At 63.9% G+C, this 26,939-nt stretch carries 24 protein-coding genes and 1 other RNA gene; 22 read left to right on the top strand and 3 right to left on the bottom strand.

From position 1 onward, the window contains the following. The first annotated feature begins 13 nt into the window (after positions 1 to 13). The 10 genes from glyQ to rnpB all read left to right on the top strand — a co-directional run bounded on the left by glyQ (position 14) and on the right by rnpB (position 10,818). Positions 14 to 901 (top strand): glycine--tRNA ligase subunit alpha, encoded by an 888-nt coding sequence (gene glyQ, locus NYE40_RS15075; protein ID WP_028597053.1) that lies wholly within the window; start codon positions 14 to 16, stop codon positions 899 to 901. Next, positions 894 to 2,981 carry a glycine--tRNA ligase subunit beta gene (glyS, locus tag NYE40_RS15070; protein WP_028597052.1) on the top strand — a complete coding sequence of 696 codons (2,088 nt, stop codon included), beginning with the start codon at positions 894 to 896 and terminating at the stop codon, positions 2,979 to 2,981. The genes glyQ and glyS overlap by 8 nt, the downstream gene beginning before the upstream one ends. 37 nt (positions 2,982 to 3,018) lie before the next feature. Then, complete coding sequence (locus tag NYE40_RS15065) at positions 3,019 to 3,834, top strand: pyruvate, water dikinase regulatory protein (RefSeq protein ID WP_028597051.1); 816 nt, start codon at positions 3,019 to 3,021, stop codon at positions 3,832 to 3,834. 43 nt (positions 3,835 to 3,877) lie between these two features. Next, complete coding sequence (locus NYE40_RS15060; protein ID WP_028597050.1) at positions 3,878 to 4,345, top strand: YaiI/YqxD family protein; 468 nt, start codon at positions 3,878 to 3,880, stop codon at positions 4,343 to 4,345. 47 nt (positions 4,346 to 4,392) lie between these two features. Continuing rightward, positions 4,393 to 6,261, top strand: coding sequence for a DNA primase (gene dnaG / locus NYE40_RS15055; RefSeq protein WP_028597049.1), 1,869 nt, complete (start codon positions 4,393 to 4,395; stop codon positions 6,259 to 6,261). A 71-nt stretch (positions 6,262 to 6,332) separates the two neighbouring features. Beyond that, complete coding sequence (gene rpoD / locus NYE40_RS15050) at positions 6,333 to 7,460, top strand: RNA polymerase sigma factor RpoD (RefSeq protein WP_101809369.1); 1,128 nt, start codon at positions 6,333 to 6,335, stop codon at positions 7,458 to 7,460. A gap of 191 nt (positions 7,461 to 7,651) precedes the next feature. Beyond that, positions 7,652 to 8,506 carry a hypothetical protein gene (locus NYE40_RS15045; RefSeq protein ID WP_028597047.1) on the top strand — a complete coding sequence of 285 codons (855 nt, stop codon included), beginning with the start codon at positions 7,652 to 7,654 and terminating at the stop codon, positions 8,504 to 8,506. A 1-nt stretch (position 8,507) separates the two neighbouring features. Further along, the gene (locus NYE40_RS15040) at positions 8,508 to 9,287 is read left to right on the top strand and encodes a class I SAM-dependent methyltransferase (protein WP_028597046.1); all 780 of its coding nucleotides are present in this window, start codon (positions 8,508 to 8,510) and stop codon (positions 9,285 to 9,287) included. Continuing rightward, positions 9,254 to 10,375: a Nif3-like dinuclear metal center hexameric protein gene (locus NYE40_RS15035; RefSeq protein WP_028597045.1), complete on the top strand. Its 1,122-nt coding sequence runs from the start codon at positions 9,254 to 9,256 to the stop codon at positions 10,373 to 10,375. The genes NYE40_RS15040 and NYE40_RS15035 overlap by 34 nt, the downstream gene beginning before the upstream one ends. 35 nt (positions 10,376 to 10,410) lie before the next feature. Beyond that, positions 10,411 to 10,818, top strand: an RNA gene (gene rnpB, locus NYE40_RS15030) — RNase P RNA component class A. A 134-nt stretch (positions 10,819 to 10,952) separates the two neighbouring features. Here rnpB and NYE40_RS15025 read toward each other — a convergent pair. After that, entirely contained in the window at positions 10,953 to 12,908 is a 1,956-nt protein-coding gene (locus NYE40_RS15025) for a S8 family peptidase (protein ID WP_052332855.1), read from the bottom strand. A gap of 199 nt (positions 12,909 to 13,107) precedes the next feature. On the opposite strand from NYE40_RS15025, the gene NYE40_RS15020 reads away from it, so the two are divergent. From NYE40_RS15020 to thiI, 5 genes are all read left to right on the top strand, one after another. Then, positions 13,108 to 13,608, top strand: a complete 501-nt coding sequence (locus tag NYE40_RS15020) for a YpuI family protein (RefSeq protein WP_028597044.1) — start codon at positions 13,108 to 13,110, stop codon at positions 13,606 to 13,608. A gap of 55 nt (positions 13,609 to 13,663) precedes the next feature. Continuing rightward, positions 13,664 to 13,888 (top strand): DUF1540 domain-containing protein, encoded by a 225-nt coding sequence (locus NYE40_RS15015; RefSeq protein ID WP_028597043.1) that lies wholly within the window; start codon positions 13,664 to 13,666, stop codon positions 13,886 to 13,888. A gap of 129 nt (positions 13,889 to 14,017) precedes the next feature. Next, positions 14,018 to 14,821, top strand: coding sequence for a lytic transglycosylase domain-containing protein (locus tag NYE40_RS15010; RefSeq protein WP_028597042.1), 804 nt, complete (start codon positions 14,018 to 14,020; stop codon positions 14,819 to 14,821). Between the two features lie 143 nt (positions 14,822 to 14,964). Further along, a complete protein-coding gene (locus NYE40_RS15005; RefSeq protein ID WP_339278617.1) occupies positions 14,965 to 16,146 on the top strand; it encodes a cysteine desulfurase family protein in 1,182 nt (393 codons plus the stop codon). A gap of 3 nt (positions 16,147 to 16,149) precedes the next feature. Next, positions 16,150 to 17,382, top strand: coding sequence for a tRNA uracil 4-sulfurtransferase ThiI (gene thiI / locus NYE40_RS15000; RefSeq protein ID WP_028597040.1), 1,233 nt, complete (start codon positions 16,150 to 16,152; stop codon positions 17,380 to 17,382). Between the two features lie 197 nt (positions 17,383 to 17,579). Here thiI and NYE40_RS14995 read toward each other — a convergent pair whose 3' ends face one another. Beyond that, a complete protein-coding gene (locus NYE40_RS14995) occupies positions 17,580 to 18,269 on the bottom strand; it encodes a TerC family protein (RefSeq protein ID WP_028597039.1) in 690 nt (229 codons plus the stop codon). Between the two features lie 142 nt (positions 18,270 to 18,411). Between NYE40_RS14995 and NYE40_RS14990 the strand changes: the two genes are divergently transcribed. From NYE40_RS14990 to NYE40_RS14970, 5 genes are all read left to right on the top strand, one after another. Further along, on the top strand, positions 18,412 to 19,092 hold the full coding sequence (locus tag NYE40_RS14990) for a TerC family protein (protein WP_028597038.1): 681 nt from the start codon (positions 18,412 to 18,414) through the stop codon (positions 19,090 to 19,092). A 174-nt stretch (positions 19,093 to 19,266) separates the two neighbouring features. Then, on the top strand, positions 19,267 to 19,749 hold the full coding sequence (locus tag NYE40_RS14985) for a hypothetical protein (RefSeq protein WP_028597037.1): 483 nt from the start codon (positions 19,267 to 19,269) through the stop codon (positions 19,747 to 19,749). Between the two features lie 61 nt (positions 19,750 to 19,810). Next, positions 19,811 to 21,652: a translational GTPase TypA gene (gene typA, locus NYE40_RS14980; RefSeq protein ID WP_028597036.1), complete on the top strand. Its 1,842-nt coding sequence runs from the start codon at positions 19,811 to 19,813 to the stop codon at positions 21,650 to 21,652. 130 nt (positions 21,653 to 21,782) lie between these two features. Then, complete coding sequence (locus NYE40_RS14975) at positions 21,783 to 22,085, top strand: YlaH-like family protein (RefSeq protein WP_028597035.1); 303 nt, start codon at positions 21,783 to 21,785, stop codon at positions 22,083 to 22,085. A gap of 63 nt (positions 22,086 to 22,148) precedes the next feature. Then, the gene (locus NYE40_RS14970; RefSeq protein ID WP_339278616.1) at positions 22,149 to 23,216 is read left to right on the top strand and encodes an LCP family protein; all 1,068 of its coding nucleotides are present in this window, start codon (positions 22,149 to 22,151) and stop codon (positions 23,214 to 23,216) included. A gap of 303 nt (positions 23,217 to 23,519) precedes the next feature. Here NYE40_RS14970 and NYE40_RS14965 read toward each other — a convergent pair whose 3' ends face one another. Further along, positions 23,520 to 24,065, bottom strand: a complete 546-nt coding sequence (locus NYE40_RS14965) for a YhcN/YlaJ family sporulation lipoprotein (protein WP_043110736.1) — start codon at positions 24,063 to 24,065, stop codon at positions 23,520 to 23,522. A gap of 121 nt (positions 24,066 to 24,186) precedes the next feature. Between NYE40_RS14965 and NYE40_RS14960 the strand changes: the two genes are divergently transcribed. After that, positions 24,187 to 25,518 (top strand): PhoH family protein, encoded by a 1,332-nt coding sequence (locus NYE40_RS14960; protein ID WP_028597032.1) that lies wholly within the window; start codon positions 24,187 to 24,189, stop codon positions 25,516 to 25,518. Between the two features lie 161 nt (positions 25,519 to 25,679). Next, positions 25,680 to 26,912 carry an extracellular solute-binding protein gene (locus NYE40_RS14955; RefSeq protein WP_028597031.1) on the top strand — a complete coding sequence of 411 codons (1,233 nt, stop codon included), beginning with the start codon at positions 25,680 to 25,682 and terminating at the stop codon, positions 26,910 to 26,912. Positions 26,913 to 26,939: the final 27 nt, after the last annotated feature.

Below are 26,939 nucleotides of genomic sequence, written 5' to 3'. Positions count from 1 at the left end.
AGTGGCCACAAGCATGAATTTCCAAGGCATGATTCTGACGCTGCAGCAGTTCTGGGCCGAGCAGAACTGCATCCTCGTGCAGCCCTACGACACGGAGAAGGGCGCGGGCACGATGAACCCGATGACGTTCCTCCGCTCCATCGGACCGGAGCCGTGGAACGTCGCCTATGTGGAGCCTTCCCGCCGCCCGGCGGACGGCCGCTACGGGGAGAACCCGAACCGTCTGTACCAGCATCATCAGTTCCAGGTCATCCTCAAGCCGTCGCCGGACAACATCCAGGAGCTCTATCTCGAGAGCCTGAAGCGCCTCGGCATCGACCCGCTGCATCATGACATCCGCTTCGTCGAGGACAACTGGGAGTCGCCGACGCTCGGCGCCTGGGGACTCGGCTGGGAAGTATGGCTGGACGGCATGGAGATCACGCAGTTCACGTATTTCCAGCAGGTGGGCGGCATCGACGCGAGTCCGGTCGCGGTCGAGATCACCTATGGCATGGAGCGGCTCGCTTCCTACATCCAGGACAAGGAGAACGTGTTCGACCTCGAGTGGGTCGAAGGGGTCACCTACGGCGACGTGTTCCTGCAGCCGGAGTACGAGCATTCCAAGTACACGTTCGAGATCAGCGATTCGGACATGCTGTTCAAGCTGTTCTCGATGTACGAGGAGGAGGCGCGCCGCGCGATGGAGCAGAACCTCGTCTTCCCGGCGTACGATTATGTGCTCAAGTGCTCCCATGCGTTCAACCTGCTGGACGCCCGCGGCTCGATCAGCGTGACGGAGCGGACCGGCTACATCCAGCGCGTGCGCAATCTCGCCCGCTCTTGCGCGGCGACGTATCTGGAGGAGAGGGAGCGGCTCGGATTCCCGCTGCTCAAGAAAGGAGTGGACGCGAATGGCTAAGGACCTGCTGTTCGAGATCGGCCTCGAGGAAGTGCCGGCCCGCTTCGTGCGCGCCGCGGTCAATCAGCTTCGCGAGCGCGTCGAGAAGTGGCTCGCCGACTCCCGCATCGGCCATGGCGGTGTGACCGCCTATGCGACTCCGCGGCGGCTGGCGGTGCTGGCGCGCGCGGTGGAGGAGAAGCAGTCGGATGTGAGCGAGGAGGTCAAGGGGCCGTCCCGCAAGATCGCCCAGGACGCCGAAGGCGGCTGGAGCAAGGCGGCGCTCGGCTTCGCCCGCAGCCAGGGCGTAGAGCCGGAGCAGCTTTTCTTCAAGGAGCTGGCCGGCGTCGAGTATGTCTATGCGGTCAAGTCGAGCCTCGGCGTGGACACGGCTTCCGTGCTGTCGGACGGGCTTGACGGAATCGTGCATGCGATGACCTTCCCGAAAAACATGCGCTGGGGCTCGTACGAGCTGAAGTTCGTCCGTCCGATCAAATGGCTGCTCGCGCTGTACGGCACGGACGTCGTGCCGCTGGAGATCGCCGGCGTGAGAAGCGGAAACGTCTCCCGCGGCCATCGCTTCCTCGGCGAGGAGACGGCCGTGGCCGAGCCGGCCGCCTACGTGGAGGCGCTGCGCAGCCAGCATGTCATCGTCGACATCGCGGAGCGAGAGCGGCTGATCGTGGAAGGTATCGAGGCGCTGGCCGCCGAAAAAGGCTGGACGATCTCGATCAAGGACGACCTGCTCGAGGAGGTGCTGTTCCTCGTCGAGACGCCGACCGTGCTGTTCGGCTCGTTCGACCCGGCCTTCCTCGACATCCCGCAGGAGGTGCTGATCACCTCGATGCGCGAGCATCAGCGCTACTTCCCGGTGCTGGACAGCGCCGGCAAGCTGCTGCCGTTCTTCGTGACGGTGCGCAACGGCGACGCCGTGTCGCTTGAGAATGTCGCCAAGGGCAACGAGAAGGTGCTGCGGGCCCGGTTGTCGGATGCGAAATTCTTCTATGCCGAGGACCAGAAGCTCCATATCGCCGACGCGCTCCGCAAGCTGGAGACGATCGTCTATCACGAGGAGCTCGGCACGGTAGCCGACAAGGTCGGCCGCATCGTCGCCTTGACGGGCCGCATCGCGGCCGCCGCAAGCGCCGAGCCGCATGCCGCCGCGGCCGCCGCGCGCGCCGCGGAGATCTGCAAGTTCGACCTCGTGACCCAGATGGTCTACGAATTCCCGGAGCTGCAAGGCATCATGGGCGAGGACTACGCCCGCAAGGCCGGCGAGGACGAGGCCGTCGCCAAGGCGATCAACGAGCACTATCAGCCGCGCTTCTCCGGAGACACGGCTCCCGCCTCGCAGCCCGGCGCGCTCGTGAGCCTCGCCGACAAGCTCGACACGATCGTCGGCTGCTTCTCGATCGGCATCGTTCCGACCGGCTCGCAGGATCCGTACGCGCTGCGCCGCCAGGCGGCGGGCATCGTGCAGACGCTGATGGCGCATGAGCTGCCGGTTCGTCTCGGAGAGCTGTTCGACCTGGCGCTGGACATCCATGAGCAGCGCGGCCTGAAACGAAGCCGCAGCGACATTCGTAAAGAGCTGTACGATTTCTTCGCGCTGCGCTTGAAAAACGTGCTGACCGAGCAAGGCAACCGCTACGACGTGATCGAAGCGGCGCTCGCCGCCGGCTTCGACGATCTGACGCTGACCGTGAAGCGGGCCGCGATCCTGCTGGCGCGGGCCGCGGGACCGGAGCAAGGCGAGTTCAAGACGGTCGTCGACGCGCTCACGCGCAGCGCCAACCTCGCGGCCAAGGCCGAATCGGATGCCGCCGTCGACGCCTCCCGGCTCGAAGCGGGAGCGGAGCGCGGCCTGCATGAAGCCTACGAGCATGTGTCCGGCCCGTACCGCAAAGCCTTGGAAGCCGGAGACGCCGCGACGGCGCTCGGCCTGCTGACGGAGCTGCGCGAGCCGATCACCGCCTTCTTCGACTCCGTCATGGTCATGGCGGAGGACGAAGCCGTCCGCCGCAACCGGCTGGCGCTGCTGTCGGCCATCTCCCGAGACGCCGCGCGGTACGCGGACTTCTCGAAGCTTGTCTGGGCTTGATCCGGGGGTCCCATCTGATCCAAAGGAGAGTGGCGACGTGAGCGCATACGAGCGGGATGTCATTGTCTATGTCGTATCCGACTCGGCGGGAGATACGGGCGATCTGGTCGTGCGCGCCGCCGCGGCGCAGTTCCACCCGATCGTGCCGCAGATCCGCCGGGCGCCCTTCATCGCCGACGAGACGGCGCTGGCCAAGGTGGTGGAGCTCGCGCGCGGCAACGGCGCGATCGTCCTCTACACGCTCGTGCTGCCGCATCTGAGAGAGGCGATGGTCCGTCTGGCGGACGGGAGCGGGGTCGAGGCGATCGATCTGCTCGGCCCGCTGATCCACAGCCTCGAACGCAAGACGGGCATGCCGTCCCGGCAGGAGCCGGGGCTGAACCATGTGCTCGACGAGGATTACTTCCGCAAGGTGGAAGCGGTCGAGTTCGCGGTCAAATACGACGATGCGAGAGATACGACCGGCATCAAAAAAGCGGACATCGTGCTTGTCGGCGTGTCGCGCACGTCGAAGACGCCGCTGTCGATGTATCTCGCCCACAAGAAGTACAAGGTGGCCAACGTTCCGCTCGTGCCGGAGCTGAAGCCTCCGGACGAGCTGTTCACGATACCGAAGGAGCGCGTCATCGGCCTGACGATCGGCGTGCATTACCTCAATGTCATCCGTAAGGAGCGGCTGAAGGCGCTCGGCCTTCCGGACAGCGCTTCTTACGCCACTTCCGAGCGGATCGAGCGCGAGCTGGCCTATGCCAAAGGAATCACCGACCGGATCGGCTGCTTCACGATGGACGTGTCGCATCGGGCGGTCGAGGAGACGGCCAGCATCATCATGGAGCGGATCCGCAGCAGCTGACGGATCGCCCGGAGCCGGCCGCGGCCGAAAGGCGGGGAAGCGCATGGAGGAAAAGGCAAGCACCCGCATCGTCGTCGATGCGGACGCCTGCCCGGTCAAGCGGGAGATCATGGACATCGCCTATCCGCTCGGCGTGCCGGTGCTGATGGTCTCGTCCTACGACCACCGGCTGGAGCCGGAGCCGGGGCTTGAGATCGCCCATGTCGACCGGAGCAGCCAGGCGGCGGATCTGTATATTTTGAACCGCGTCCGGCGCGGCGACATCGTCGTCACCGGGGACTACGGCCTGGCGGCGATCGCGCTTGCCAAAGGGGCAGAGGTGATCGGCTTCCGCGGCCATCGCTACCGGAACGAGACGATCGACTCGATGATGGCGAGGCGCCATGAGCAGAGCGTCATCCGGCGAAGCGGAGGCCGGACCAAAGGGCCGAAGGCGATGACCGCGGAGGACCGGGCGGCTTTTCAACAAAAGCTGACAAAACTTTTGCAGGGCAGGCAGGAAAAAGAATAGGACCAGCGAATAGTATTACGTGTTATTCGGACGAAGGTGATGAACGAGTGGCATACGGCAAGATACCGGAAAGCGTCATCGAAGAGGTGCGCCGGAATCATGAAATTGTGGACACCGTCGGGAAGTACGTTCATCTGACCAAAAACGGCAAATATATGAAGGGGCTTTGTCCGTTCCATTCGGAGCGGACGCCTTCCTTCACGGTCACTCCCGAGCTGCAGATCTTTCATTGCTACGGCTGCGGCAAGGGAGGCAATGTCATTCGGTTCATCGAAGAGATCGAGGGCTACTCCTTCCCGGAAGCCGTCCGCCATCTGGCGGAAGAGGCAGGGATGCCCATTACATGGGATGCGCCCGGCGAGGGCTCTTCGCCGCGTGACCCCGAGCTCGACAAGTCCTATGAGGCGCATGAGCTCGCGGCCAAGTTCTACCATTATCTGCTCAACAATTCCGCTCAGGGCCAGGAGGCGAGAGCCTATCTGCTCGGACGGGGGATGAGCGGCAAGCTGATCGACGAGTTCTCCATCGGCTTCGCGCCGGAGGGATGGGACACGCTGTCCAGATTTCTGCTATCGAGGGGCTACGAGCCCGAGCTGCTGGAAAAAGCGGGCCTCCTTTCGGCGAAAAACGATGGAAGCGGTTATGTAGACCGGTTCCGTGCGCGCATCATGTTTCCGATCCGGGCGCGGGACGGCAAAGTGTGCGGCTTCGCAGGCCGCGTCATGGACGACTCCAAGCCGAAATACCTGAATACCCCCGAAACCCGCCTGTTCGCCAAGAGCAAGCTGCTCTATCAGCTGCATGCGGCGCGGTCCGTCTTCCGCAAGAAGAGGTCCGCCGTGCTGTTCGAGGGATATATGGACGTCATCAAGGCCTGGTCCGCCGGCGTCAAAAACGGCGTGGCGGCGATGGGCACCGCGCTGACGGACGATCATGCGGCCCAGCTCGCGCGCGAGGTGGACGAGGTGATCCTCTGCTACGACGGCGACGATGCCGGCCAGGCGGCGGCGATGAAGTCGATTCCGATCCTGGAGAAGGCCGGCGTCCGGCCGCTCGTCGCCGTGCTGCCCAAAGGCATGGATCCGGACGAGCATATTACCCGGTTCGGCGCCGAGACGTTCATGAGGGAAGTCATCGAGCATCCCGTATCCGTCACCAAATTTAAGCTCTTATATTCGCGCCGGAATCATACACTCATAGGAGAAGAGGGCCGCAAGAACTATGTCATGGAAGCTGTCGGCATAGTGGCGGAGCTTGATTCCCGTACGGAGCAGGAAGTTTACCTGAAAGAGCTTTCCCGCGAGTTCGAGCTGTCTCTGGAGTCGCTCAAGCAGGACTGCCACCAGATCTGGAGCGAGCGGCAGAAAACGAGGCCGGACAGGGATAAGAACGATCAATCGTGGAATAATGGTAGGAATGAAACAAGGCGTGCGCCCTCGGCCGCGAGGACGGACACCACGCCTTTATTCAAACGAGCGGAACGACATCTGCTGGCTTGCATGATGCATGACAAGGAAGTGGCATCGACGGTCTACGAACAGCTCGGCGATTCGTTTATCCTTGAGGATCATGTCGCGTTGGCTGCTTATCTGTATGCCTATTACGCCGGAGGCAACGAGCCGGATGCGAGCCGATTTATCAGCTCGATTCAGGACCATCGTCTCGAGCAGCTCGCTTCTTCCATCCTCATTCATGAGGACAGCTCCTCCCTTCATTTCGAGCTTGTGCCTTCAAACATTCTCGACATCAAGAAAGAATCGGAAAGAATGGTCTTGAAGCAGAAGATCCAGGTTTTGAAGGAAGAGGCGACGCGGGCGGAAAAGGCGGGGGATGTATTGAAGGCGGCTCAGATCCATCTTGATATCATTCCTCTCGAGAGAGCGATCGACGTTTTGAAGAGCAAGGATCCAAAGTGAGATTATCGCCCTAGAAAGACAGCAGAAGGAATCGGCAGGATGACCTTTCTAGGGAGGAGGGAGTCGGGAATATGGCGAATGACCAACATACGGAGCTGGACAACGAGCAAAAAATGGAGCTGGTCAAGGATCAGCTCATCGAACAGGGGAAAAAGCGGTCTTCCCTTTCTTATAAAGAGATCATGGATAAGCTCGCTCCTTTCGATCAGGAGCCGGAGCAGATCGACGAGTTTTTCGAGCAGCTCGACGATCTCGGCATCGAAGTGACGAACGAGCGGGACGATCGGCCGTCTCCGCTCGGAGGCGAGGATCAGGAGCGCGAGAGCGACGAGTTCAACTTCGACGACGACCTGAGCCTGCCGCCCGGCATCAAGATCAACGACCCGGTCCGCATGTACCTCAAGGAGATCGGCCGCGTGCCGCTGCTGCTCGCCGATGACGAGATCGAGCTGGCCAAGCGCATCGAGCAAGGCGACGAGGAAGCGAAGCGCCGGCTGGCGGAAGCGAACCTCCGCCTCGTCGTCAGCATCGCCAAGCGCTATGTCGGCCGCGGCATGCTGTTCCTGGACCTGATCCAGGAGGGCAACATGGGCCTGATCAAGGCCGTCGAGAAGTTCGACCACCAAAAGGGCTTCAAGTTCAGCACCTACGCGACGTGGTGGATCCGTCAGGCGATCACGCGCGCCATCGCCGACCAGGCCCGCACGATTCGGATCCCGGTGCATATGGTCGAGACGATCAACAAGCTGATCCGCGTCTCGCGCCAGCTGCTGCAGGAGCTTGGACGCGAGCCCACGCCGGAGGAGATCGCGGCCGAGATGGATCTGAGCACCGACAAGGTGCGGGAGATCATGAAGATCGCTCAGGAGCCGGTATCGCTCGAGACGCCGATCGGCGAGGAGGACGATTCGCATCTGGGAGATTTCATCGAGGATCAGGAGGCGCTCGCTCCGGCGGATGCCGCGGCGTACGAGCTGCTCAAGGAACAGCTGGAGGACGTGCTCGATACGCTGACCGAGCGCGAGGAGAACGTGCTGCGCCTGCGCTTCGGCCTGGATGACGGCCGTACGAGGACGCTGGAGGAGGTCGGCAAGGTATTTGGCGTGACGCGCGAGCGGATCCGCCAGATCGAAGCCAAGGCGCTCCGCAAGCTCCGCCATCCGAGCCGCAGCAAGCGGCTCAAGGATTTCTTGGAATAGGTCGAAGGCCGGCCCGGCTCTCCGCATTCGCGGGGAGTCTTTTTTTGGCTTGGGGAGCGGATAGGTCCAACGTCCCGGAGACGGATGGCCCTTCAGCCGCTTGGCCGAGATGACGATGTAAGGAAGGGAGCCGACCGGCTCCGATTCCATAGGCCGCTCGTCTGCGAGCGGCTGCAAGGAGAGCCGTCATCATGGATATGGACAAGCGAAACCTTATGGTGCAGGAGATTCGCGGGTGGAAAAAAAGCAAGCTGCTGCCGGATCACTATTGCGACTTCCTGCTCAATCTGTATGCCGAGCCGGCGTCCGCCGACGAGGATCCGCTCCCAGAGGCATCCCCCAAAGAAAGGCTGCGGACGAAAAAAGCGGTAAGGGCGGCGGCGGGCGCATCCGGCTGGAAATGGCTCTTATTTCTTGCCATCTTCTCCCTTTTCTTCTTGATTGTTCTTCATTTTAGCTCTTTTCATCCGGCTTTGCAAATCGCGATCGCGCTGCTTGTCTCGGGCGGCTCCTTGACCGCGGGAGCGGTCATCCGGCCCCGCAGCGAGACGGCGGGCATGGCCTGGACCGGCGCAGGCATGCTGCTGCTTGCCGGCTTCGCGCTCTACCTGATGGGCCTGCACGGCCTGCTCGGCTGGCAGTGGAACGCCGCGATCTGGAGCGGATGCGCCGTTTTTTGGATCGGATACGGCATCTGGCAGCGCATACCGCTGCTCCATTTTTGCGGCTGGGCCTGCCTGGCGCTCGTGTATGCGATTTTGCTGCAGCAGCTTGCCGGCGGCGCCGCCCTCGGCGAGAAGCAGCTGTACTGGCTGCCGCTCGCGGTGCTGTTCGGCTGGTCCGGCTGGTTCGTGCGCCGCTGGTCCAAGCCTTCCTGCGCCGTGCTGCTGGGCGTCGCCTCGTTGATGGCGTTCATGCCGGAAGCGACGCTGCTCGTCGAGCAAGGTCGGGGCGTTTGGCTCCAGAGCGTATTTGTTGGTAAACTGGTGCTAGGCGGAGGAGCGCTGTTCCTCCTGCGAAACTATTGGATAGAGTGGGTTGCTTAATATGCTGACATCAAAGCGCTTAAGCGCGATCGCGGATTACGTCCTCGAGGGCTCGCGCCTCGCGGACATCGGCTCGGATCACGCGCTGCTGCCGGTCGAGCTCGTCGGCCGCGGCACCTGTCCGTCGGCGATCGCCGGCGAGGTGAACGACGGTCCGCTGGAGGCGGCTCGCCGCGGCATCGCCGCAGCCGGCCTCGCCTCGTCCATCGAGGCGCGCAAAGGAGACGGGCTGGAGGTGCTGCAGCCCGGAGAGGCCGACACGGTGACGATTGCCGGCATGGGCGGCGCGCTTATCGTGTCGATCCTGGAGGCGGGCCGCCTCGGCGGCAAGCTGGACGGCGTGCGCCAGCTCGTGCTGCAGCCGAACGTAGGCGAGGAGCTCGTGCGCGCCTGGCTGCTGGAGCATGGCTGGCATCTGGCCGAAGAGTCGATCCTCGAGGAGGACGGCAAGATCTATGAAGTGCTCCACGCGCTGAGCTCCGCCGAGGCGCGGGAGCGGAGCGAGGAGCTGTATGGAGGCGAGCCGCTGCTACCGGGGCTGACGTCCGAGGAGGACCGGAGGCTCAAGCTGCGGATGGGGCCTTATTTGACCCGTCGTCCGTCGGAAGCGTTCGCCCGCAAATGGAGCTCGGAGCTGCGCAAGCTGCGAGGCATCGCGCTCCAGCTGGAGCGTTCGGACACGGAGGAGGCGGCGGCCCGCAAGCGCGAGCTCGCCCAGGTGATCGATCGAATCGAGGAGGTGCTCGCATGTACGCGAACGGACATGTCGTCGCTGAGCTGATGGAGCGGCTCGCGCCGAAAAGATATGCCGTGGAGAACGATCGGATCGGCCTGCAGCTCGGCACGCTGCAGAAGCCGGTCCGCAAGGCGCTGGTCGCGCTTGACGTGACGATGGAAGTGGTGGAGGAGGCGATCGCGGAGGGAGCCGAGCTGATCGTCGCCCATCACGCCATTATTTTCCGGCCGCTCGCCAAGATCGATACCGCATCGCCCGCGGGGGCGCTGTACGAGAAGCTGATCAAGCATGACATCGCGGTCTATATCTCGCATACGAATCTCGACGTCGCCGAAGGCGGCATGAACGACTGGATGGCCGATGCGGTCGGCATCGCGGCGGAGGGCCGCGTCAGCCTGGAAAAGGTGCATGAGGACCGGCTGCTCAAGCTTGCCGTCTATGTGCCGCAGACGCATGCCGATGCCGTGCGCGAGGCGATGTGGCAAGCCGGCGGCGGCGCGCTCGGCAGCTATGACCAATGCAGCTTCAATACGAGCGGCACGGGCACGTTCCGGCCTGGAGCGGGCAGCGCTCCGTTCCTCGGCACGCAAGGGCGGCTGGAAACCGTCGACGAGGTCCGCATCGAGATCGTCGTGCCTGAGAGCCTGCTGCGCAAGACGGTGAAGGCGATGCTGGCCGCCCATCCGTACGAGGAGACGGCCTACGACGTCATCCGGCTGGAGCGGGAAGGCAAGTCGCTCGGCCTCGGCCGCAGCGGGCGGCTGGAGCGGCCGCTCACGCTCGCCGAGCTGGCGGAGCGGGTCAAGGCCGCTTTCGACGTGCCTTTTGTGCGCGTGACGGGCGACCTCGGAACGGAGGTGCGCAAGGCAGCCGTGCTCGGCGGCTCGGGAGCCCGCTACTGGCGGCAGGCCCAGTTCGCCGGCGCGCAGGCGCTCATTACCGGGGACATCGACTATCATTCCGCCCACGACGCGCTCGCCGCGGGCATGCTGCTCATCGATCCGGGGCATAACGCCGAGAAGATCATGAAGGCGAAGGTGGCGCAGTGGCTGTCCGCACGGCTCTCCGAATCGCGCTATGCGACGGAGGTCGTTCCTTCGGCGATAAATACCGAGCCGTTTCGTCTTGCATGAGGACTCCGATCCGGCTATACTAGCTTAGGTATCGGAAAGTCTGACAGACAATCGCTGGCGGCCTCGGCCGCGAGAGGAAAGTCCGGGCTCCGTAGGGCAGGATGCTGGATAACGTCCAGTCGGCGCGAGCCGAAGGATAGTGCCACAGAAATGGACCGCCGATGGCCGGCGCCTCGCGCGCCGGATCAGGCAAGGGTGGAACCGTGGTGTAAGAGACCACGAGCGGCGTTGGCGACAACGCGGCTGGTAAACCCCATCTGGAGCAAGACCTAAGAGAACGCGGGAGCTTCGGCTCCAGCCCTTGCCCGGGGTGCGTTCGGGTTGGTCGCTTGAGCCTGCCAGCAATGGCCGGCCTAGATAGATGATTGTCGCTTGACCGTGGGAGGGTCGTTCCCGTTCGGACCACGAAGAGCACAGAACCCGGCTTACGGCAGACTTTCCGCAACGACCCTGCGATCAACAGCGCCCAGCGCTTTGGAGCATGTTGCCGTCCTATCGGACGGCGCTTCAAAAAAAGCGTCCTTCTCCCGCTCGGGAGAAGGACGCTTTTTTCACTTCAGGATCCAGGCTCTGGCGGCTAACCGCGCTCCAGCCTCCGCCGCAGCTCCTCCAGCTGCTTGCGGATCCGTTCGACGAACGAATCGGGCGCGTGCGAAGCGGCCGATTCGGTGGCAGGAGCGCCGCTCTCCGCCGGAACGAGGCCGGCCGGCTGCCGCCCGTCCGAGGCGGGGACCGTCGCCGCGGAGCCGCCTTTTCCGGCGGCGCGCAGCGCCTTGTCGATGTCGATCTGCCCGTAGCCGAAGTAAGGATCTCTTCCCTTGGCGCCGAGATCGCGTGCCGTGCTGCGCATGATGTCATAGACCTCGACGTTGGTCAGCTGCGGATTGAGCGAGCGGATGAGCGCCGCCAGCGCCGCGACATGCGGGCTGGCCATCGACGTGCCCGAGAGGGCGGCGTACTGGCTGCCCGGATAGGTGCTGGCGATGCTGTCTCCCGGCGCCGCCGCGTCGATGTAGTCGCCATAGTTGGAGAAGGACGACTTCTGCCCGCGCGAGTCGGTCGAGCCGACGGCGAACACTTCCGGATATGCAGCCGGATAGCCGGGCTGCTCGGAGTTGTCGTTGCCGCTTGCCGCGACGAGCACGACATCCTTGTCGTAGGCGTACTTGATCGCGTCGTGAAGGAACTCCGCCTGCGCATAGTTGCCGAGGCTCATGTTGATGACCTTGGCCCCGTGATCGGCCGCCCAGATGAGCCCTTGGGCGACGGAGTAGGTGGAGCCGGCTCCGCTCGAGTCGAGCACCTTGACCGGCATGATCTTGTTGTACCACGTCAGGCCGGCGACGCCTTCCCCGTTGTTGACCGCGGCGGCGATGATGCCCGCGACATGGGTGCCGTGGCCGACATCGTCGTCGGGCTGCTGGCCGGAGGTGACGACGTTGTAGCCTTCCGCCAGCTTTCCTTCAAGATCGGGATGGTCCAGCTGCACGCCGGTGTCGAGCACGGCGACCTTGACGCCATCGCTGCCTTTGGACAGGTTCCAGCCGATTTCCGTCTCGATGGACGGGAGGTTCCACTGATAGTCGGAGTAGAGCCGATCGTTCGGCACGATCGGCCTCACGTCGGCCGGCGCTTCGTTCGTCAGGTACAGGTAATGGGGCTCGACATAGATCGGATTCCACTTTTTGCGGAAATAGCCCATCATCTTCATCGCATCCATCGAGCGCGAGCGGAACACGTAGACGCCTCGCATCCGGTTTTCGGCGGAAGCGCCGATGTCGCGGCGGATCTGCTCCAGCTGCTCCGCGGACGGCTCGGCGCGGAAGCGGACGACGACTTCCTGGACATGGTAGTGGCTGGCGCCTCCGTTGTCGTTGCCGGTGCGGACGGTGAACTCCCGCTTCGTGCCCGCGCGGACCGACTCGATCCGGTAATGGCCCTCCGCCGGAAAGGGAACCTGGCGCAGGTTGCGCATCTGATGCCGCTGCACGTCGCCGACGATGTCCTGCCGGATCAGGCCGACGATGCCTTCCTTGCCGCTTGGCGCGGGCACGGCGAGCAGCAGGTACCGCTTGCCGGCGGCCGTCAGCGTCTGCGACTGGTAGCGGGAGCCTTTGGCGATCGCCTCGGCAGCCGGCTTCGCATGCGCCGCGACGAACGATTCGGCGTCGGCCGGGACGTTTCCGGCTTCGGCGTCAGCTGCGCCGGGGCTTTTCCAGCTCAGATGAGCCATCTGCGGATGGTGGCGGATGAGCTTTTTCATCCGGTCGGCGCGGCTGGCGGCCGGCGCGTCCGTCAACGCGAACAGCTTGCCGATATCCCGGGAGCACTCGCTCGCGCACAGCATCGCGGTCGCTTCCATGTCGTGGCGGATGTCCGCCTCTTTGAGCCGGCTTTCCTGCTCTGCGGACAGAGCCCTCGTCTTGGCCTTCTGTTCCTGCGGACGCGCGCCGGGAATGAGCCAGGGGCTGATCGGAATCAACAGCGTCAGCAGAGCGAGCGCGGTGAACGCGCCGATCCATTTTTTTCTCATGAAGGCCTCATCCTCCCGGTCAAGTCTATAGCCGTTCCTGCTTAGAGTCCGGCAAGCGGGCGTAAATTATTCGGAGGGACGGCGCGGCTTCGCGGCCGCGGCAAGGGTCATAAAGAGTACAAATCGCGCCGATTGTATGTTAGGATAGACATAATCTTCAACTTCTTACGGGATCGATGAAAGGGGAACCTAATTCACCATGCCATCCGCCAATGTAAAGCCGCTCAGCGAATCAACCCGCGCCAAGCTCAAGGACGCCATCTCGCAGCTGGAGCCTTTCCTGAACGAGCATGCTCTTCCTCAGCTCGCGTCCCCGGAAGCAAATGACGAGGAGCTCACCTTCTACAAAGGGCTGCTGTCCGACCTGCGTCATCTGCTGGTCTACTCCGAGGTCGCCTATGAGAAGCTCGGGGTCACGCTGCGCCGGCCGAACTTCGACGCCGAGCATGCCGAGCGCCAGCTTTATGAGGTGTACCACCACTGCGTCAACGCCTTCTTCTATCCGAAGAACGAAGGCTACTCCGAGGACGGCCGCTACGCGTACACCGGCCAGGATGCGATCCGCTTCCGGCACAAGCCGCTGCGCAGCGCGCGCGACATCGTGCTCGGCGTATCCAAGATCTACGAAGAGCTGAGGGACGATCTCTCCTACTACGAAAACGACTACATGACCTCGCGTCGGATGCAAGGTCAAAAATAAGGAAGGCATACCGCGTCCCCTCCCTGGCCAGCCTAGGTAGCGGAGGTGAGGGACCATGCCAAAAGGCGTTGCATGCAGCGTTTCGAATTGCGCTTTCTGGGGACAAGGCAACCAATGCTCGGCCGATGCGATCCATATCGAGATCGACCAGCATGCGCACGCCGATCTGTCTGCCGAGTTTGCCGGCGGAGAGTTCGGAGACCGCCATACGGACGAGGCCAAGGAGTCGTCCGCGACCTGCTGCCACACGTTCCAACCCAAATCCGATTCGCCATCATGAGCCTCATCGAGCCGTCCCGTCCGGGGCGGCTCTTTCCTTTTTCGATAAAGCCATATCGCCGAGCTCTACATTTCCGAGGCTCGTCCGCCGATATACCGAGGATAATGGGAAATGAGGAGTGAACCTATCATGTCGATCGATCCTCGAATGCTTACGATGCTCATCCAGCAGCAGCTGCGGCCCAGCCTGGATCAGCTGACTGGCGGCGGCAGCCAGGCATCAAGCGGAGCGGCCTCCGCTTTCGATCAGATCTTGAGCCAGCTGTCGGGGGCCGCAGGGGCTTCGGGTCTGGCCGATGCGGATGCCTCCGCCTCCGCCGACTCCGGTATGATGGCGCTCGCCGCTTGGTCCGGGCTGTCTGCCGGAACCGGCTTGAACGGCCAAGCCGCCGCGGCGGCGGGCGGATGGGACGCCTCGGCTTCGCCGGCGCTGCAAGCCGCGCTGATCGCGGCGGGAAGCGGTTATGCGTCGTCAGCCGCCGCGTGGATCGGAGAGGGCGCAGGCTCGGCGGGAGCGGAGTACGAAGGGCTGATCGCCTCGGCCGCCGCCCGCCATGGACTGTCTCCGAAGCTGATCCGCTCTGTCATCGAGGCGGAATCCTCCTTCCAGCCGCTGGCCGTCTCCGGCGCCGGCGCGAAGGGCCTCATGCAGCTCATGGACGGAACGGCGCGCGGACTCGGCGTGACGGACTCGTTCGATCCCGCTCAGAACATCGACGGAGGCTCCAAATATCTCTCCTACCTGCTTCGCAAGCTGGACGGCAGCGTGCCTGCCGCGCTGGCGGCCTACAATGCCGGACCGGGAAGGCTCGATCGGCTCGGCATCCGGGACGAGGCGACGCTGACCGAGCACTTTTCCGAGCTGCCGCAGGAGACGCAGTCGTACGTCGTCAAGATCATGGCCAAGCTCGGCGGCTCCGGCACCGGGTTGTAACCGGAGGCTTTTTATAATAGGATAGGCGTAGGCTGGCTCTAGGCGTTCGGCCGGAGCCCACGGAAGGACCGCATTCGCGGCTGCACGCTTGACGGGCGGCCGGCGAAGCCGGTCTTTTTGTTTGATTCAAGGAGGTCATGGCGATGAGCAAGCACCGTCCGGTGCTTTATTTTGATCACGGAGCCTCGACGCCGCCGCATCCCGAGGTGATCCGCACGCTCGCGGAGGTGATGGAGCGGCACTATGCCAATCCGTCCTCGATCCACGGAGCGGGGCTGGAGGCGGGCAGGCTGCTGCGGCGCTCGCAGGAGCTGGCGGCCGAGCTGACGGGCACGTCGGCCGAGGAATGGGTGTTCACCTCCGGCGGCACGGAGAGCAATCAGCTTGCGGTCGTCGGAGCGGCGAGGGCCGCGAGGTCGAGGGGCCGCCATGTCATCGTGTCGCAGATCGAGCATCCGTCGGTGAAGCAGGCGGCCGACCGGCTCGAGGCGGAAGGCTTCGAGACGACGAGGCTGCCGGTCGACGGCAACGGCCGGATCCGGCTGGACAGCCTGGAAGCGGCCCTGCGTCCCGATACGACGCTCGTCAGCCTCATGCATGTGAACAACGAGGTCGGGTCCGTCCAGCCGATCGAGGAGGCGGGAGCGCTGCTGCGCCGCTTTCCAGGGGTGCTGTTCCACGTGGACGGCGTGCAGAGCGTCGGCAAGCTGCCGATCCGGCTAAAGGAGTGGGGCATCGATCTGTTCAGCGCTTCGGCGCATAAGCTTCGCGGGCCCAAAGGAACCGGCTTCCTCTATGTCCGCGCCGGCGTCAGGCTGGAGCCGCTCATCGGCGGCAGCGGCCTGGACGGAAGCTGGCGCGGCGGAACGCCGAACGTGCCGGCGATCGTCGCTTCCGCCAAGGCGCTTCGCCTGGCGATGGAAGGCAGGACGGAGCGGACCGAGCGGATGGGGAGGCTGCGCAAGCGGCTGATCGGCCGCTTGGACGCGATTCCGGAGCTGCGGCTGAGCGGCGATCCGGATCCGGACTCGCCCCTGCAGGCGCCGCATGTGCTGCATCTGTCTTATCCGGGCATGAAGCCGGAAGTCGTCGTGCATGCGCTCGAGGAGGAGGGCATCATCGTCTCCACGAAGTCGGCTTGCTCATCCAAGGACGAGAAGCCGAGCGAGGTGCTGCTGGCGATGGGGTATCCGGTTTCGCGGGCGGCTGGCGGCATCCGCATCACTTTTGGCGACGAGCATGACGAGGAGGCGGCGGACCGGCTGGCGGACAGCCTGGAAGCCGTCGTGAAGCGGCTGAAGCCGCTGGAGAGGAGCAAGATCTGATTCATGGAGTATGATCTCATCACGGTCCGGTACGGAGAGCTGACGCTCAAAGGGCGCAACCGCGGCCGGTTCGAGCAGCAGATGTTCCGCTATATCAAGCTCAGCCTGCAGCATCTGGAAGGGCTCGAATTCGAAAAGACCTATGCCCGCGCCTATATCAAGCTTAATGGAGTCGAGTATGAGCGCGTCGCCGAGGCGCTGCGCCGGGTGTTCGGCATCCATTCGTTCAGCCCGGTCAAGCGGGCGGCGAACGAGCTGGAGGCGATCCAGGAAGCCGCGCTTCAGCTGTGGAACGCGCTTCCGGCCAAGCCCGCGACGTTCAAGGTGACGGTGAAGAGGGGGTGGAAGGGATTCCCTTATGTCACCCATGAGCTTAACCATCTGATCGGCTCGCATATCCTGCGAGCGGCTCCCGAGCTCAAGGTGGACGTGCGGCGGCCGGAGATGGAGCTGCGCATCGACATCCAGCCGGAGGGAGCCTACGTCTTCAACCGCATCGAGCCGGGAGCGGGAGGCTTCCCGTACGGCTCCAACGGCAAGGCGATGCTGCTGCTGTCCGGCGGCATCGACAGCCCGGTCGCGGCATGGTCGGCGATGCGCAAGGGGCTGGAGCTCGAGCTGGTCCACTTCCACAGCTTTCCGTTCACGAGCGAGCAGGCGACGGACAAGGTGATCGAGCTTGCCCGCCAGCTGTCGCGCTTCGCCGGCAAGCCGCTCAAGCTGCATCTCGTGCCGTTCACCGATATTCAGACTCGCTTCACGCAGACGGGGCAGGATCATCTGATCATCACGCTCATGCGAAGGGCGATGCTGAACATCGCCGGCCGGCTGGCCGAGCAGGCCGGCGCGGGCGCGGTCGTATCGGGCGACAGCCTCGGCCAGGTGGCGAGCCAGACGCTCGGCAGCATGAACGTGATCGGCCGCAGCCTCGAGCTGCCGCTGCTGCGCCCGCTCATCATGATGGACAAGCAGGAAATCATCGACCGGGCGGTACAGATCGGCACGTACGAGACGTCGATCCTGCCCTTCGAGGACTGCTGCACGCTGTTCGTGCCCAAATCCCCGAGCACCAATCCGAACCTGCGCATCGTGGAGCGGATCGAGGACGGCATTCCGGAGCTCGACGAGCTGATCGGACAGGCCGTCCAAGGCGTCGAGACGGTGCAGCTGGACCGGGGCAGGACGTTCCGCCGGCAGCCGGCCGTCGCCGAGGCGGAGGAGCGGGACTGGTTTTGACGAAGAAAGCCTGGAAACAGGCTTTTTTCTTTTGGCTGGACTGCCGCTGGCCGCTGCGGCATGCGGCGGGGGCGGTCGTACCGGCAGGGCATCCAGGACGAGCCGCCTCGGAGCCGGCCGTCTGCTCCGGGACAGCTCGCTCGGCTGTACAAAGCGAAAAGCCGAACCGTCCGCAAGGACGATTCGGCTTTTCGGATTCAATGCGTTTCCCGCTCGCGATGGGCGGGCTGCTTGTTTTTGCGGATCGCTTTGGTCAGAACGCCGGCTCCGACGATGAGCGCGACGACGAGTCCGATGAAGAGCCACTCCGGCATGCCGCCGTTTCCGAACAGATGGGCGATCTTCTTTTCTCCCGTGATCATGTGGCCGGCGGTATAGCCCAGAATCGCCGCTCCGACGTAAAGGATCCACGAGAAGCGCTCGATCAGCCGGATGAACAGCGTGCTGCCCCAGACGACGATCGGGATGCTGATGATCAGCCCGGCGATGACGAGCCAGATGTTGCCGTGCGAGGCGCCGGCGACGGCCAGCACGTTGTCGATGCCCATGGCGGCGTCGGCGAGCACGATCGTGCCGATCGCCTGCCCGAGGGTGCTGCCGGCCTTGATGTTGTCGTGGCTGCTTTCCTCCTGCACGAGCAGCTTGTACGCGATCCAGACGAGCAGCAGTCCTCCGGCCAGATGCAGCCAAGGAATATCGAGCAGCTTCACGACCAGCACGGTGGCGACGATGCGGATGGCGATCGCTCCGAACGTTCCCCAGATGACGGCTTTTTTCTGTTGATGCTTAGGCAGGTTGCGGGCGGCAAGCGCGATGACGATCGCGTTGTCTCCGGCCAGCATAAGGTCGATGAAGACGATGGTCAACAGCGGACCTAACCATTCCATCCTTGCTCCTCCTTCGTGTTCGAACAATCCCCGACTTAAATACTTACCCGTATACGGATGAGCTGGACAATGGATTCGTTTTTTTTTGTAACATAAATGGACCTGCTTGTACATACCCCTGTAGGGAAGGGGGGCGTACGGCTTGGACCATCTATGGATCTTTCTGCAAATCATCGCGATCAACGTGCTGCTGAGCGGCGACAACGCGCTCGTCATCGCCATGGCGAGCCAGCATCTGCCTCCGGAGCAGCGCAAGCGGGCGATCGCCTGGGGCACGTTCGCCGCCATCGCCCTCCGCTGCGTGCTGACGCTTGCCGCCATCTCGCTGCTTCAGCTGCCCTATTTGCAGGCTTGCGGCTCCGCGCTCCTGCTCGTTATCGCCGTGCAGCTGCTGCGGGATGCGGAGCGTCCCGGCGAGGAGCGCCGCTCCAAGGGGGCCGGCGTCAAGCGAGCAGGCACGCTGGCCGGCGCGGTCGGCACGATTGTCGCCGCCGATTTTGTCATGAGCCTCGACAACGTGCTCGCCGTCGCCGCCGTGGCGGGCGGAGAGCCTGCGCTCATGCTGCTCGGCATCGCCCTTAGCATACCCATGATCCTGTGGGGAAGCCAGCTTCTCGGAGGCCTGCTGCTGCGCTTCCCGTCTCTTGTGTATGCCGGCGCCGGCCTGCTCGGCTATGCCGCCGGAGAGATGCTCGTCTCCGACGCGGCGCTGCAGCCTCTGCTCCGTCACGCTCCGCTGCTGCACGGGGCGCTGCCGGTGCTGATGGTGCCGGCCGTCATCGCGGCGGGCATCCTGCTGACCCGCTCCGCGCGCCGGAGCTGAAGGCTCCTCCGCCGTTCGCCAGCCTCGTTCCGGGCAGGCGAGCGGCGCTTTTTTTATTGGCATGCCCGGTTTCCCGCTGGCAATTTCACTCCGCTTCCTTTAGAATAAGAAAGATCTGACTGGTCGTACCTCTGCCTGCGCGCAGGCAGTCGTCAAGGGAAACGGGGGATAGGGTTGATCCGCAATCAATATTCCGCCGGAATCGTCATCTTGCTTGCAGGGATCGCCATCCTGCTGGGCCGCATGGGCGTCTTCAGCTTCATCGGCTCCGTATTTTGGCCGCTGTTCATCCTCGTGCCGGGCATATTGCTGCATGTGCTCTATTTCGGCCGGCTCCTCCCTGCGGCAGCGCTTGTTCCAGGCGGCATTTTGTCCGTATATGCACTGGTTTTCCTGTTCTGCAACTGGTTCGGATGGGGCTACATGAACTATTTGTGGCCGTTTTTCATCCTCGGCCTCGCGGTCGGACTGTACGAGTACTACACCTTCGATTCGTCCCATCCGAGAAGCGCCTTTACGATTGCCGCCGCGCTGGCGGGAGTCTGGGCGCTCTGCATGATCTTCGTGCTGCTCTGGAGCTGGGGCATCTATCTGATCGCGTTCGCGCTCGTCGCGCTCGGCGGCTGGATGATGGTGAGCAAGAAGGCCCGCTGGTAGCGGGCCGGCGCCTGTCGTAGATTTTAGCTTGATCCTATACAGATGGAGTGGATAAGAAGTTATGCAAGCAAGAGAGAACATTCGCAATATCGCCATCATCGCGCACGTCGACCACGGCAAGACGACGCTTGTCGACAAGCTGCTGCAGCAGTCCGGCACGTTCCGGGACAACGAGGTCGTGCACGAGCGGGCGATGGACTCCAATGACCTGGAGCGGGAGCGCGGCATTACGATCCTGGCCAAAAACACCGCGATCAACTACAAGAACTACCTGATCAACATCGTGGATACGCCCGGCCACGCCGACTTCGGCGGCGAAGTCGAGCGCATCATGAAGATGGTCGACGGCGTCCTGCTCGTCGTGGACGCCTTCGAGGGCTGCATGCCGCAGACGAAGTTCGTCCTGCGCAAGGCGCTGGAGCACAATCTGACGCCGATCGTCGTCCTCAACAAGATCGACCGCCCGAACGCGAATCCGGAAGGCGTCGTCGACGAGGTGCTCGACCTGTTCATCGAGCTCGGCGCGAACGACCAGCAGCTGGAATTCCCGGTCGTGTACGCATCGGCGCTGATGGGCACGTCCAGCCGCAACGTGGAGAAGCAGGACGAGAACATGGAAGCCCTCTACGAGACGATCATCGAGCGCATCCCGCATCCGACCGAGAACGTCGAGGAGCCGCTGCAGTTCCTGGTGACGCTGCTCGACTACAATGAATACATGGGCCGCATCGCGATCGGCCGCGTCAACCGCGGCGTCATCCGCCAAGGCCAGCCGGTCGCCGTCATGACGCGCGAAGGCGCGATCAAGCAGGCCCGCATCGAGAAGCTGTTCGGCTTCCAGGGGCTCAAGCGGATCGAGATCGAAGAAGCGGCGGCAGGCGACATCGTCGCCATCGCCGGCATCAAGGAGATCAACATCGGCGAGACGATCGCCGATCCGGCCAAGCCGGAGGCGCTGCCGGTGCTCGAGATCGACGAGCCGACGCTGCAGATGACGTTCCTCGTCAACAACAGCCCGTTCGCCGGCCGCGAAGGCAAGTGGGTCACCTCCCGCAAGCTGCGCGAGCGCCTGTACAAGGAGCTGGAGACGGACGTCGCCCTGCGCGTGCAGGACACCGACAGCCCTGACGTGTTCATCGTATCCGGCCGCGGCGAGCTTCACCTCGGCATCCTGATCGAGAACATGCGCCGCGAAGGCTACGAGCTGCAAGTATCGATGCCGGAAGTCATCGTCAAGGAGATCGACGGCCAGAAGATGGAGCCGTACGAGCGCCTGCTGATCGACGTGCCGGAGGAGAGCATGGGCGCGGTCATGGAGAGCCTCGGCACGCGCAAGGCCGAGATGGTCAACATGATCAACAACGGCAACGGCCAGGTCCGCCTGGAATTCATCATTCCGGCGCGCGGCCTGATCGGCTACCGCACGCAGTTCCTGACGCTGACGCGCGGCTACGGCATCATGAACCATGCGTTCGACAGCTACGGCCCGACCGTCGGCGGCAACGTCGGCGGACGCCATCAGGGCGTGCTTGTCGCGACCGAGAACGGCGTCTCGACGTTCTACGGCATGATGGGCGTCGAGGATCGCGGCATCCTGTTCCTCGAGCCGGGCACGGAGATCTACGAGGGCATGATCGTCGGCGAGCATAACCGCGACCAGGACATCGTCGTCAACATCTGCAAGGAGAAGCAGCTGACCAACATCCGGTCGGCCTCCAAGGATGAGACGGTCCGCCTCAAGACGCCTCGCACGTACTCGCTGGAGGCGGCGCTGGAGTACCTGAACGACGACGAATACTGCGAGATCACGCCGAAATCGATCCGCATGCGCAAGAAGCTGCTCAACAAGAGCGAGCGCGAGCGGGCGGAGAAGCAGCGCAAGACGTCCCAGGCCGGAGTCTGATTCCAGCCGAACCCATGAAGCGAGCAAGCGGCGGTTTGGCGCCGGCGAACAGCCGGACAGCCAAATGCGCCGCTTGCTCGTTGTATCCATATCGGACCGCTTGTACAACCAACCGGAGGAGTGAACTCGGATGCAGGACTGGCTCAGCGACCATCCGCTTGTATCGTATATTCTGATTCTGGCCAGCGTCATCTATATTTTCAACAAAGTATTCCGTCCTCAGCAGCGGCTGCCGTTGCTGAAGGAGGTTCTGGTCTATCTGATGATGGCGATCGGCTCGACCGTGCTGCTCGTATTCCAGATCGACAAGCTGCCGATCATCCAATGCATGGCCGTCGCCGTCGCGATGATGCTGATGCTGCGCATCCGCCAGTTCAACGACCGGCGGACGGCGAAGCGCGAGCAGCGCCAAAGCGACGCCGGCCAGAGCTGATCCGCCTCTCCTGGCGTCCGGGAGGAAGCGTCCGAAATCAGGCTTGCGAACAAGGAGACAGCTATGAACAGGGGAAATGAATACCCGGCCCGCGGGCAGGGGAAATCCGGCGCTCCCGCCGGAAGCCGGAAGGGACGGCCCGGCAGGCGCAAGCCGAAGCGGGTGTATTGGCTGCGCAGGCTGATGACGCTGCTGGCGCTCGTCCTGCTCGCGGGGGCGGGCTTCGCGGCTTATCTGCTCTACGACGCCAACAAGGCGCTCGGCCAGATCAGCAGCGGCGCCCCGGCCGTGCCTTCGGCCGGATCGGTGCGCACGCAGCCGACCGCGATGCTGCTGATGGGGCTCGATACCCGTGGAGAGAGCGGCCTGCTCAATACCGACGTGCTAATGGCGGCGGCGTTCAATCCGCGCACCAAAAGCGCCGTCGTCGTGTCGATTCCGCGCGACGCTCGCGTGCCGGTCCAAGGCTACAAGCAGCGCAAGGTGAACAGCTATTATGCGGCGTTCATCGCCAACGCCAGATCCAAGAACAAGGACCTGAGCCGGGAAGAGGCAGAGCGTCAAGGCAAGCTCGGCATGAAGGATGCGATCGGCAGCTACCTCGGCATCCCGATCGACTACGCCGCAACGATCAATTTTCAAGGCTTCGCGGATGTCGTGGACGCGCTCGGCGGCGTCGAGGTGGACGTCGACATGGACATGGATTACGACGACCACGCGGGACAGCCGGGAGGCACGAGCATCCACTTGAAGAAAGGCGCGCAGAAGCTCTACGGCGAGGACGCGCTGGGCTTCGTCCGTTACCGCAAGTCCAACGACGGCACGAACATGAGCAGCGACTTCGAGCGCAATCAGCGCCAGGAGCAGGTGATCGGGGCGATGACATCCAGGCTGAAGTCGGTTTCCGGCATCCTGAGGCTCGGCAAAGTATTCGGCGCTGTCGGCGACAACATGAGGACCGACATGCCGGAGTCGGAGATTCGGGCGATGCTCATGGCCTACTTTGGCATCGGCGGCGGCGACATCGAGTTCATCGCGCTGACGGGCGACTGGCGGAGCCCCTACGTCTATGTCGACGACGCCTCGCTGGCCAAAGCCAAAAAAGCGCTGCAGGCCAAACTGGGCGAATGACGGTAGTGGGTGCGGCATACGTATGTTATACTACAGCTAAGATGCTCATCATGAAAATCTGACTCGCGGGAGGTAGGCCGATGAGAGAGCGCGCTGGGTCTTGCTCTAAGATTCGCCTGGACGCGCCGTCGCATCCGGCTGCAGCGGCGCCGTTTCGCGCCGACAGCCCGTCCGCTTCGGCGGCGCGGCGCTCGCTCGTCTTCTCCGCGGCGACATGAAAAAGAAGCCTGGCGACCTCAACGGGTCGCCAGGCTTCTTGCGCGCTCGGGGGCTTGTCCCCCGCGCCCGGCATTCGCCTCCGGGCTAAGGCCGGGCGGGAGAGGCAGCGGGCTCCTTGACGTTCGATTCCGGCAGCGGCATGACCTCGCTCGGCAGCTGCGGCATGACGCGACCGATCAGATCGGCCATCTCCTCGGCGAAGCCCTGGATCGGCCGGCCGGCGCGGATGTCCTCTCCGAGCTCGGCGAGCCTGCGGCTCACGTCCATGTCGGCCGTGACGACGGCATTCACGCCGAGCGGATCCTCGCGAAGCGCCTGCGCGACGGCATACTTGATCGTTCCGACCTTGGAGCGCTCGACGCTGCCGCCGACGTCGATGCCGACGACAGCCGTAGTTCCGGCTACGACGGCATGCGCCTTCTCGACGCCTTCCACCCGGGTCGCCAGTTCCTCAAGCCGCTTGGCGGCTTGCGCGGAATCGAGCTTCTTGCCGTCGTCGGCATGGGTCTGCTGGGAGCGCATCGCCGCATCGCCGGCAGGCGGGGGAGCGGCATCGCGGCGTGCGGACGTCCCGCAGCCGGCAGTCGCCAAGCAAAGCACAGCAGCAGCTGAAAGCAGCCATTTTCTCATTTGCGGGACACCAGACCTTTCCTCGTACTTTGGACTCTGCAACCGACCCTAGTTTGTCCCTGTTCCGGAAGGATTATGCTTCCCGCCTTTCGGAACCATCCGGCGCCAGGAGGGGTTCTTCATGACTAAAATCTTCGTATTGGATACGAATGTGCTGCTTCATGATCCGCAGGCGATCTTCTCGTTCGACGACAACGAGGTCATCATCCCGGCCGTCGTGCTCGAAGAGATCGACTCCAAGAAGAGGCTGGCCGACGAGCTGGGCCGCAACGCCCGGCATGTCTCGAGGCTGCTCGACGGCTTGAGGGAGAACGGGCGCCTCCATGAAGGAATCGCGACCCCGCGCGGCGGCGTGCTGCGCGTCGAGCTCAACCATCGGAGCTTCGTCCGCGTCCAGGAAATGTTCGGGGAGATGTCGAACGACAACCGCATTCTCGCGGTCGCCCTGAATTACGATATGGAAGAGGAAGAAAAGGGCTCGAAGCGGGACGTCGTGCTCGTGAGCAAGGACGTGCTGGTGCGCATCAAGGCCGACGTGCTGGGGCTGCAGGCGGAGGACTATATGTCCGATCGCGTCGCGGAGCCTTCCGACGTCTATACCGGCACGGCGACGCTGTTCGTCCATCCATCGGTCATCGACGAGTTCTACTCCTATCGCTTCCTCAGCGTCAAGAGCCTGCAGCTGAGCTCGAGGCTCCATCCGAACGAGTTCATCATCCTGCGCGACGAGCTGGGCACGTCCAAGAGCGCGCTGCTCAAGGTGAGCCAGGACGGAGCAAGGCTGGAGCCGCTCTATATGAGCAACGATCCCGTCTGGGGCATCACGGCGCGCAACGCCCAGCAGCGGATGGCGCTCGAGCTGCTGCTGAACGACGACATCCCGCTCGTCACCCTCACCGGCAAGGCCGGCACCGGCAAGACGCTGCTCGCGCTGGCCGCCGGGCTGCTCAAGATCGAAGACGAGCATAAATACAAGAAGCTGCTCATCGCCCGCCCCGTCGTGCCGATGGGCAAGGATATCGGCTATCTGCCCGGCGAGAAGGACGAGAAGCTGCGTCCGTGGATGCAGCCGATCTACGACAACCTGGAATTCCTGTTCGATACCAAAAAGTCCGGCGACATCGACAAGATTCTGATGGGGCTCGGCAGCATCCAGGTCGAAGCGCTCACCTACATCCGCGGGCGCTCGATTCCGGGCCAGTTCATCATTATCGACGAAGCGCAGAACCTGAGCCGGCATGAGGTCAAGACGATCGTCTCGCGCGTCGGCGAAGGCAGCAAGATCGTGCTCATGGGCGATCCCGAGCAGATCGACCATCCTTACCTCGACTCGATGAGCAACGGCCTGTCCTACATCGTGGAAAGCTTCAAGAAGGAAGGGCTGAGCGGGCATATCAACCTGGAGAAGGGCGAGCGCTCCAAGCTGGCCCAGCTGGCGGCGGACCTGCTCTAAGGACGGCGACGGGATAGGCCGAAGGCTTCAGATCGCTGAAGCTTTCGGCCTGTTTTTTTGCGAAGGCAAGGAAGACAAGTCCCGATTCTTTTGATAGGATAGAAGAATAGAGAAGAGAAGGGGAGACCGAGGAGGACTGGACCCTGGAACGCAAAAAGTGGATGATTCTACCCGGCGCCGTCGTCGTATGCGCGCTGCTGCTGCTCGTCCAGGAAGGACCTTCCCCCGTCTCGCTGCTGCCGCAGCCGGCGGATCAGCCGTCGGGAGGCGCCGAGCGCCCGCAGGACGGCAGCGACGACAGTCGGGAGGCAAGGCTCCGTGTAAGCGTTTCCTTAGGGCCGGAGGCGCTTGAAGCCCTCGAGCGGATCACCGAGGAATGGGAAAGCCGCCATCCCTATTGGCAGGCCGAGCTCGTGCCGGCGGACGCCGAGGCCGATCGGGGAACGGGCGTGGACGGGCAGCGGGCCGACATCGCGCTTCTATCGAGCCGCGACGTCTTGCGCTGGGCTTCGGCGGGCAAGCTGCTGCCGGCGGACGGGCTCGTCCCGCAGGACAGCGGCTCGGGTTCCGTCTCCGAGGCAAGCCCGATCGTCCAGGAGCTTCGTTGGCGGGGCTATGCGTGGGGGACGCCGGCTTATGCGGATCCTCCCGTGCTGATCTGGAGCCGCGAAGCGCTGCAGGCTGCCGGCTGGAGCAAGCCGCCCGAAACCTGGGCGGAGCTGGAGCGGCTGCGGGCGCAGGCGCCGGAGAGGGCGGCGGCGGCGATCCCCGCCGCGGACGGCATCCAGGCGCTGTCCTGGCTGGCGCGCTGGCATGGCGGCGGCGCGACGCTTGATCCCGCGCTGCTGGAGGCGTCCGTGCTGCCGCGGACGGCTCCCTTGCAAGCGGCGGATCTGGCGGCTGCCGGGAGCGCGGACGCTGCCGTCGAGCTGGCGCGCCGGGGCGGCAGCTATGCGACCGTCGTGCCGCTGTCCTATTATCGCAGCCATGGCCTGCACGTCGAATTCATCGCCGATGCGAGCCTCGCCGCCGCCGCCGCTCCGTCCGCTCTGGGCGGGTACGGCTACGTGATCTCTTCCGACACGGAATTCCCGGCTGCCGCCGGCTCCTGGATCGCTGCCGCGGCGGGCAGGAGCGCCCAAGAGCGGCTGCGGGAGGAGGCCGGGCTGCTGCCGGCCGATCCGAGCTTGTACGCGGGCGCCGGCGCGGCGGCGGAGACGCCGCTCTCCGTCTGGAAGCAGGCGCTCTTCCCGCAAGGAAGCGCGGGCGCAGGGCCGGAGAGCGGCCGCCTGCTGCCGTTCGGGCCGCTCTGGTCGGCTTACGGGACATCTGCCGGCGCGATGAGCCCGCAGCAGCTGGCGAACGCCTGGAGGCAGTCGCTGGAGGCGTCGTGAGCCTGCCTGCCGGAGCGGCAGGCAGGC

It is taken from the genome of Paenibacillus sp. FSL W8-1187 (assembly GCF_037965485.1).
GTDB classification, from domain to species: Bacteria; Bacillota; Bacilli; order Paenibacillales; family Paenibacillaceae; genus Paenibacillus_O; species Paenibacillus_O pasadenensis.
This window is presented reverse-complemented; position numbering and strand designations above follow the sequence as displayed.

Excerpts from the sequence above, each read along its gene's own strand:
- NYE40_RS15035 (WP_028597045.1), top strand. The coding sequence starts at position 9,254 with ATGTACGCGAACGGACATGTCGTCGCTGAGCTGATGGAGCGGCTCGCG.
- NYE40_RS15045 (WP_028597047.1), top strand. The coding sequence starts at position 7,652 with ATGGATATGGACAAGCGAAACCTTATGGTGCAGGAGATTCGCGGGTGG.
- NYE40_RS14995 (WP_028597039.1), bottom strand. The coding sequence starts at position 18,269 with ATGGAATGGTTAGGTCCGCTGTTGACCATCGTCTTCATCGACCTTATG.
- glyS (WP_028597052.1), top strand. The coding sequence starts at position 894 with ATGGCTAAGGACCTGCTGTTCGAGATCGGCCTCGAGGAAGTGCCGGCC.
- NYE40_RS14960 (WP_028597032.1), top strand. The coding sequence starts at position 24,187 with ATGACTAAAATCTTCGTATTGGATACGAATGTGCTGCTTCATGATCCG.
- NYE40_RS15060 (WP_028597050.1), top strand. The coding sequence starts at position 3,878 with ATGGAGGAAAAGGCAAGCACCCGCATCGTCGTCGATGCGGACGCCTGC.
- rpoD (WP_101809369.1), top strand. The coding sequence starts at position 6,333 with ATGGCGAATGACCAACATACGGAGCTGGACAACGAGCAAAAAATGGAG.
- thiI (WP_028597040.1), top strand. The coding sequence starts at position 16,150 with ATGGAGTATGATCTCATCACGGTCCGGTACGGAGAGCTGACGCTCAAA.
- NYE40_RS15010 (WP_028597042.1), top strand. The coding sequence starts at position 14,018 with ATGTCGATCGATCCTCGAATGCTTACGATGCTCATCCAGCAGCAGCTG.
- NYE40_RS14965 (WP_043110736.1), bottom strand. The coding sequence starts at position 24,065 with ATGAGAAAATGGCTGCTTTCAGCTGCTGCTGTGCTTTGCTTGGCGACT.
- glyQ (WP_028597053.1), top strand. The coding sequence starts at position 14 with ATGAATTTCCAAGGCATGATTCTGACGCTGCAGCAGTTCTGGGCCGAG.
- NYE40_RS14970 (WP_339278616.1), top strand. The coding sequence starts at position 22,149 with ATGAACAGGGGAAATGAATACCCGGCCCGCGGGCAGGGGAAATCCGGC.
- NYE40_RS15025 (WP_052332855.1), bottom strand. The coding sequence starts at position 12,908 with ATGAGAAAAAAATGGATCGGCGCGTTCACCGCGCTCGCTCTGCTGACG.
- NYE40_RS15015 (WP_028597043.1), top strand. The coding sequence starts at position 13,664 with ATGCCAAAAGGCGTTGCATGCAGCGTTTCGAATTGCGCTTTCTGGGGA.
- NYE40_RS15020 (WP_028597044.1), top strand. The coding sequence starts at position 13,108 with ATGCCATCCGCCAATGTAAAGCCGCTCAGCGAATCAACCCGCGCCAAG.
- NYE40_RS14955 (WP_028597031.1), top strand. The coding sequence starts at position 25,680 with ATGATTCTACCCGGCGCCGTCGTCGTATGCGCGCTGCTGCTGCTCGTC.
- NYE40_RS15005 (WP_339278617.1), top strand. The coding sequence starts at position 14,965 with ATGAGCAAGCACCGTCCGGTGCTTTATTTTGATCACGGAGCCTCGACG.
- typA (WP_028597036.1), top strand. The coding sequence starts at position 19,811 with ATGCAAGCAAGAGAGAACATTCGCAATATCGCCATCATCGCGCACGTC.
- NYE40_RS14975 (WP_028597035.1), top strand. The coding sequence starts at position 21,783 with ATGCAGGACTGGCTCAGCGACCATCCGCTTGTATCGTATATTCTGATT.
- NYE40_RS15040 (WP_028597046.1), top strand. The coding sequence starts at position 8,508 with ATGCTGACATCAAAGCGCTTAAGCGCGATCGCGGATTACGTCCTCGAG.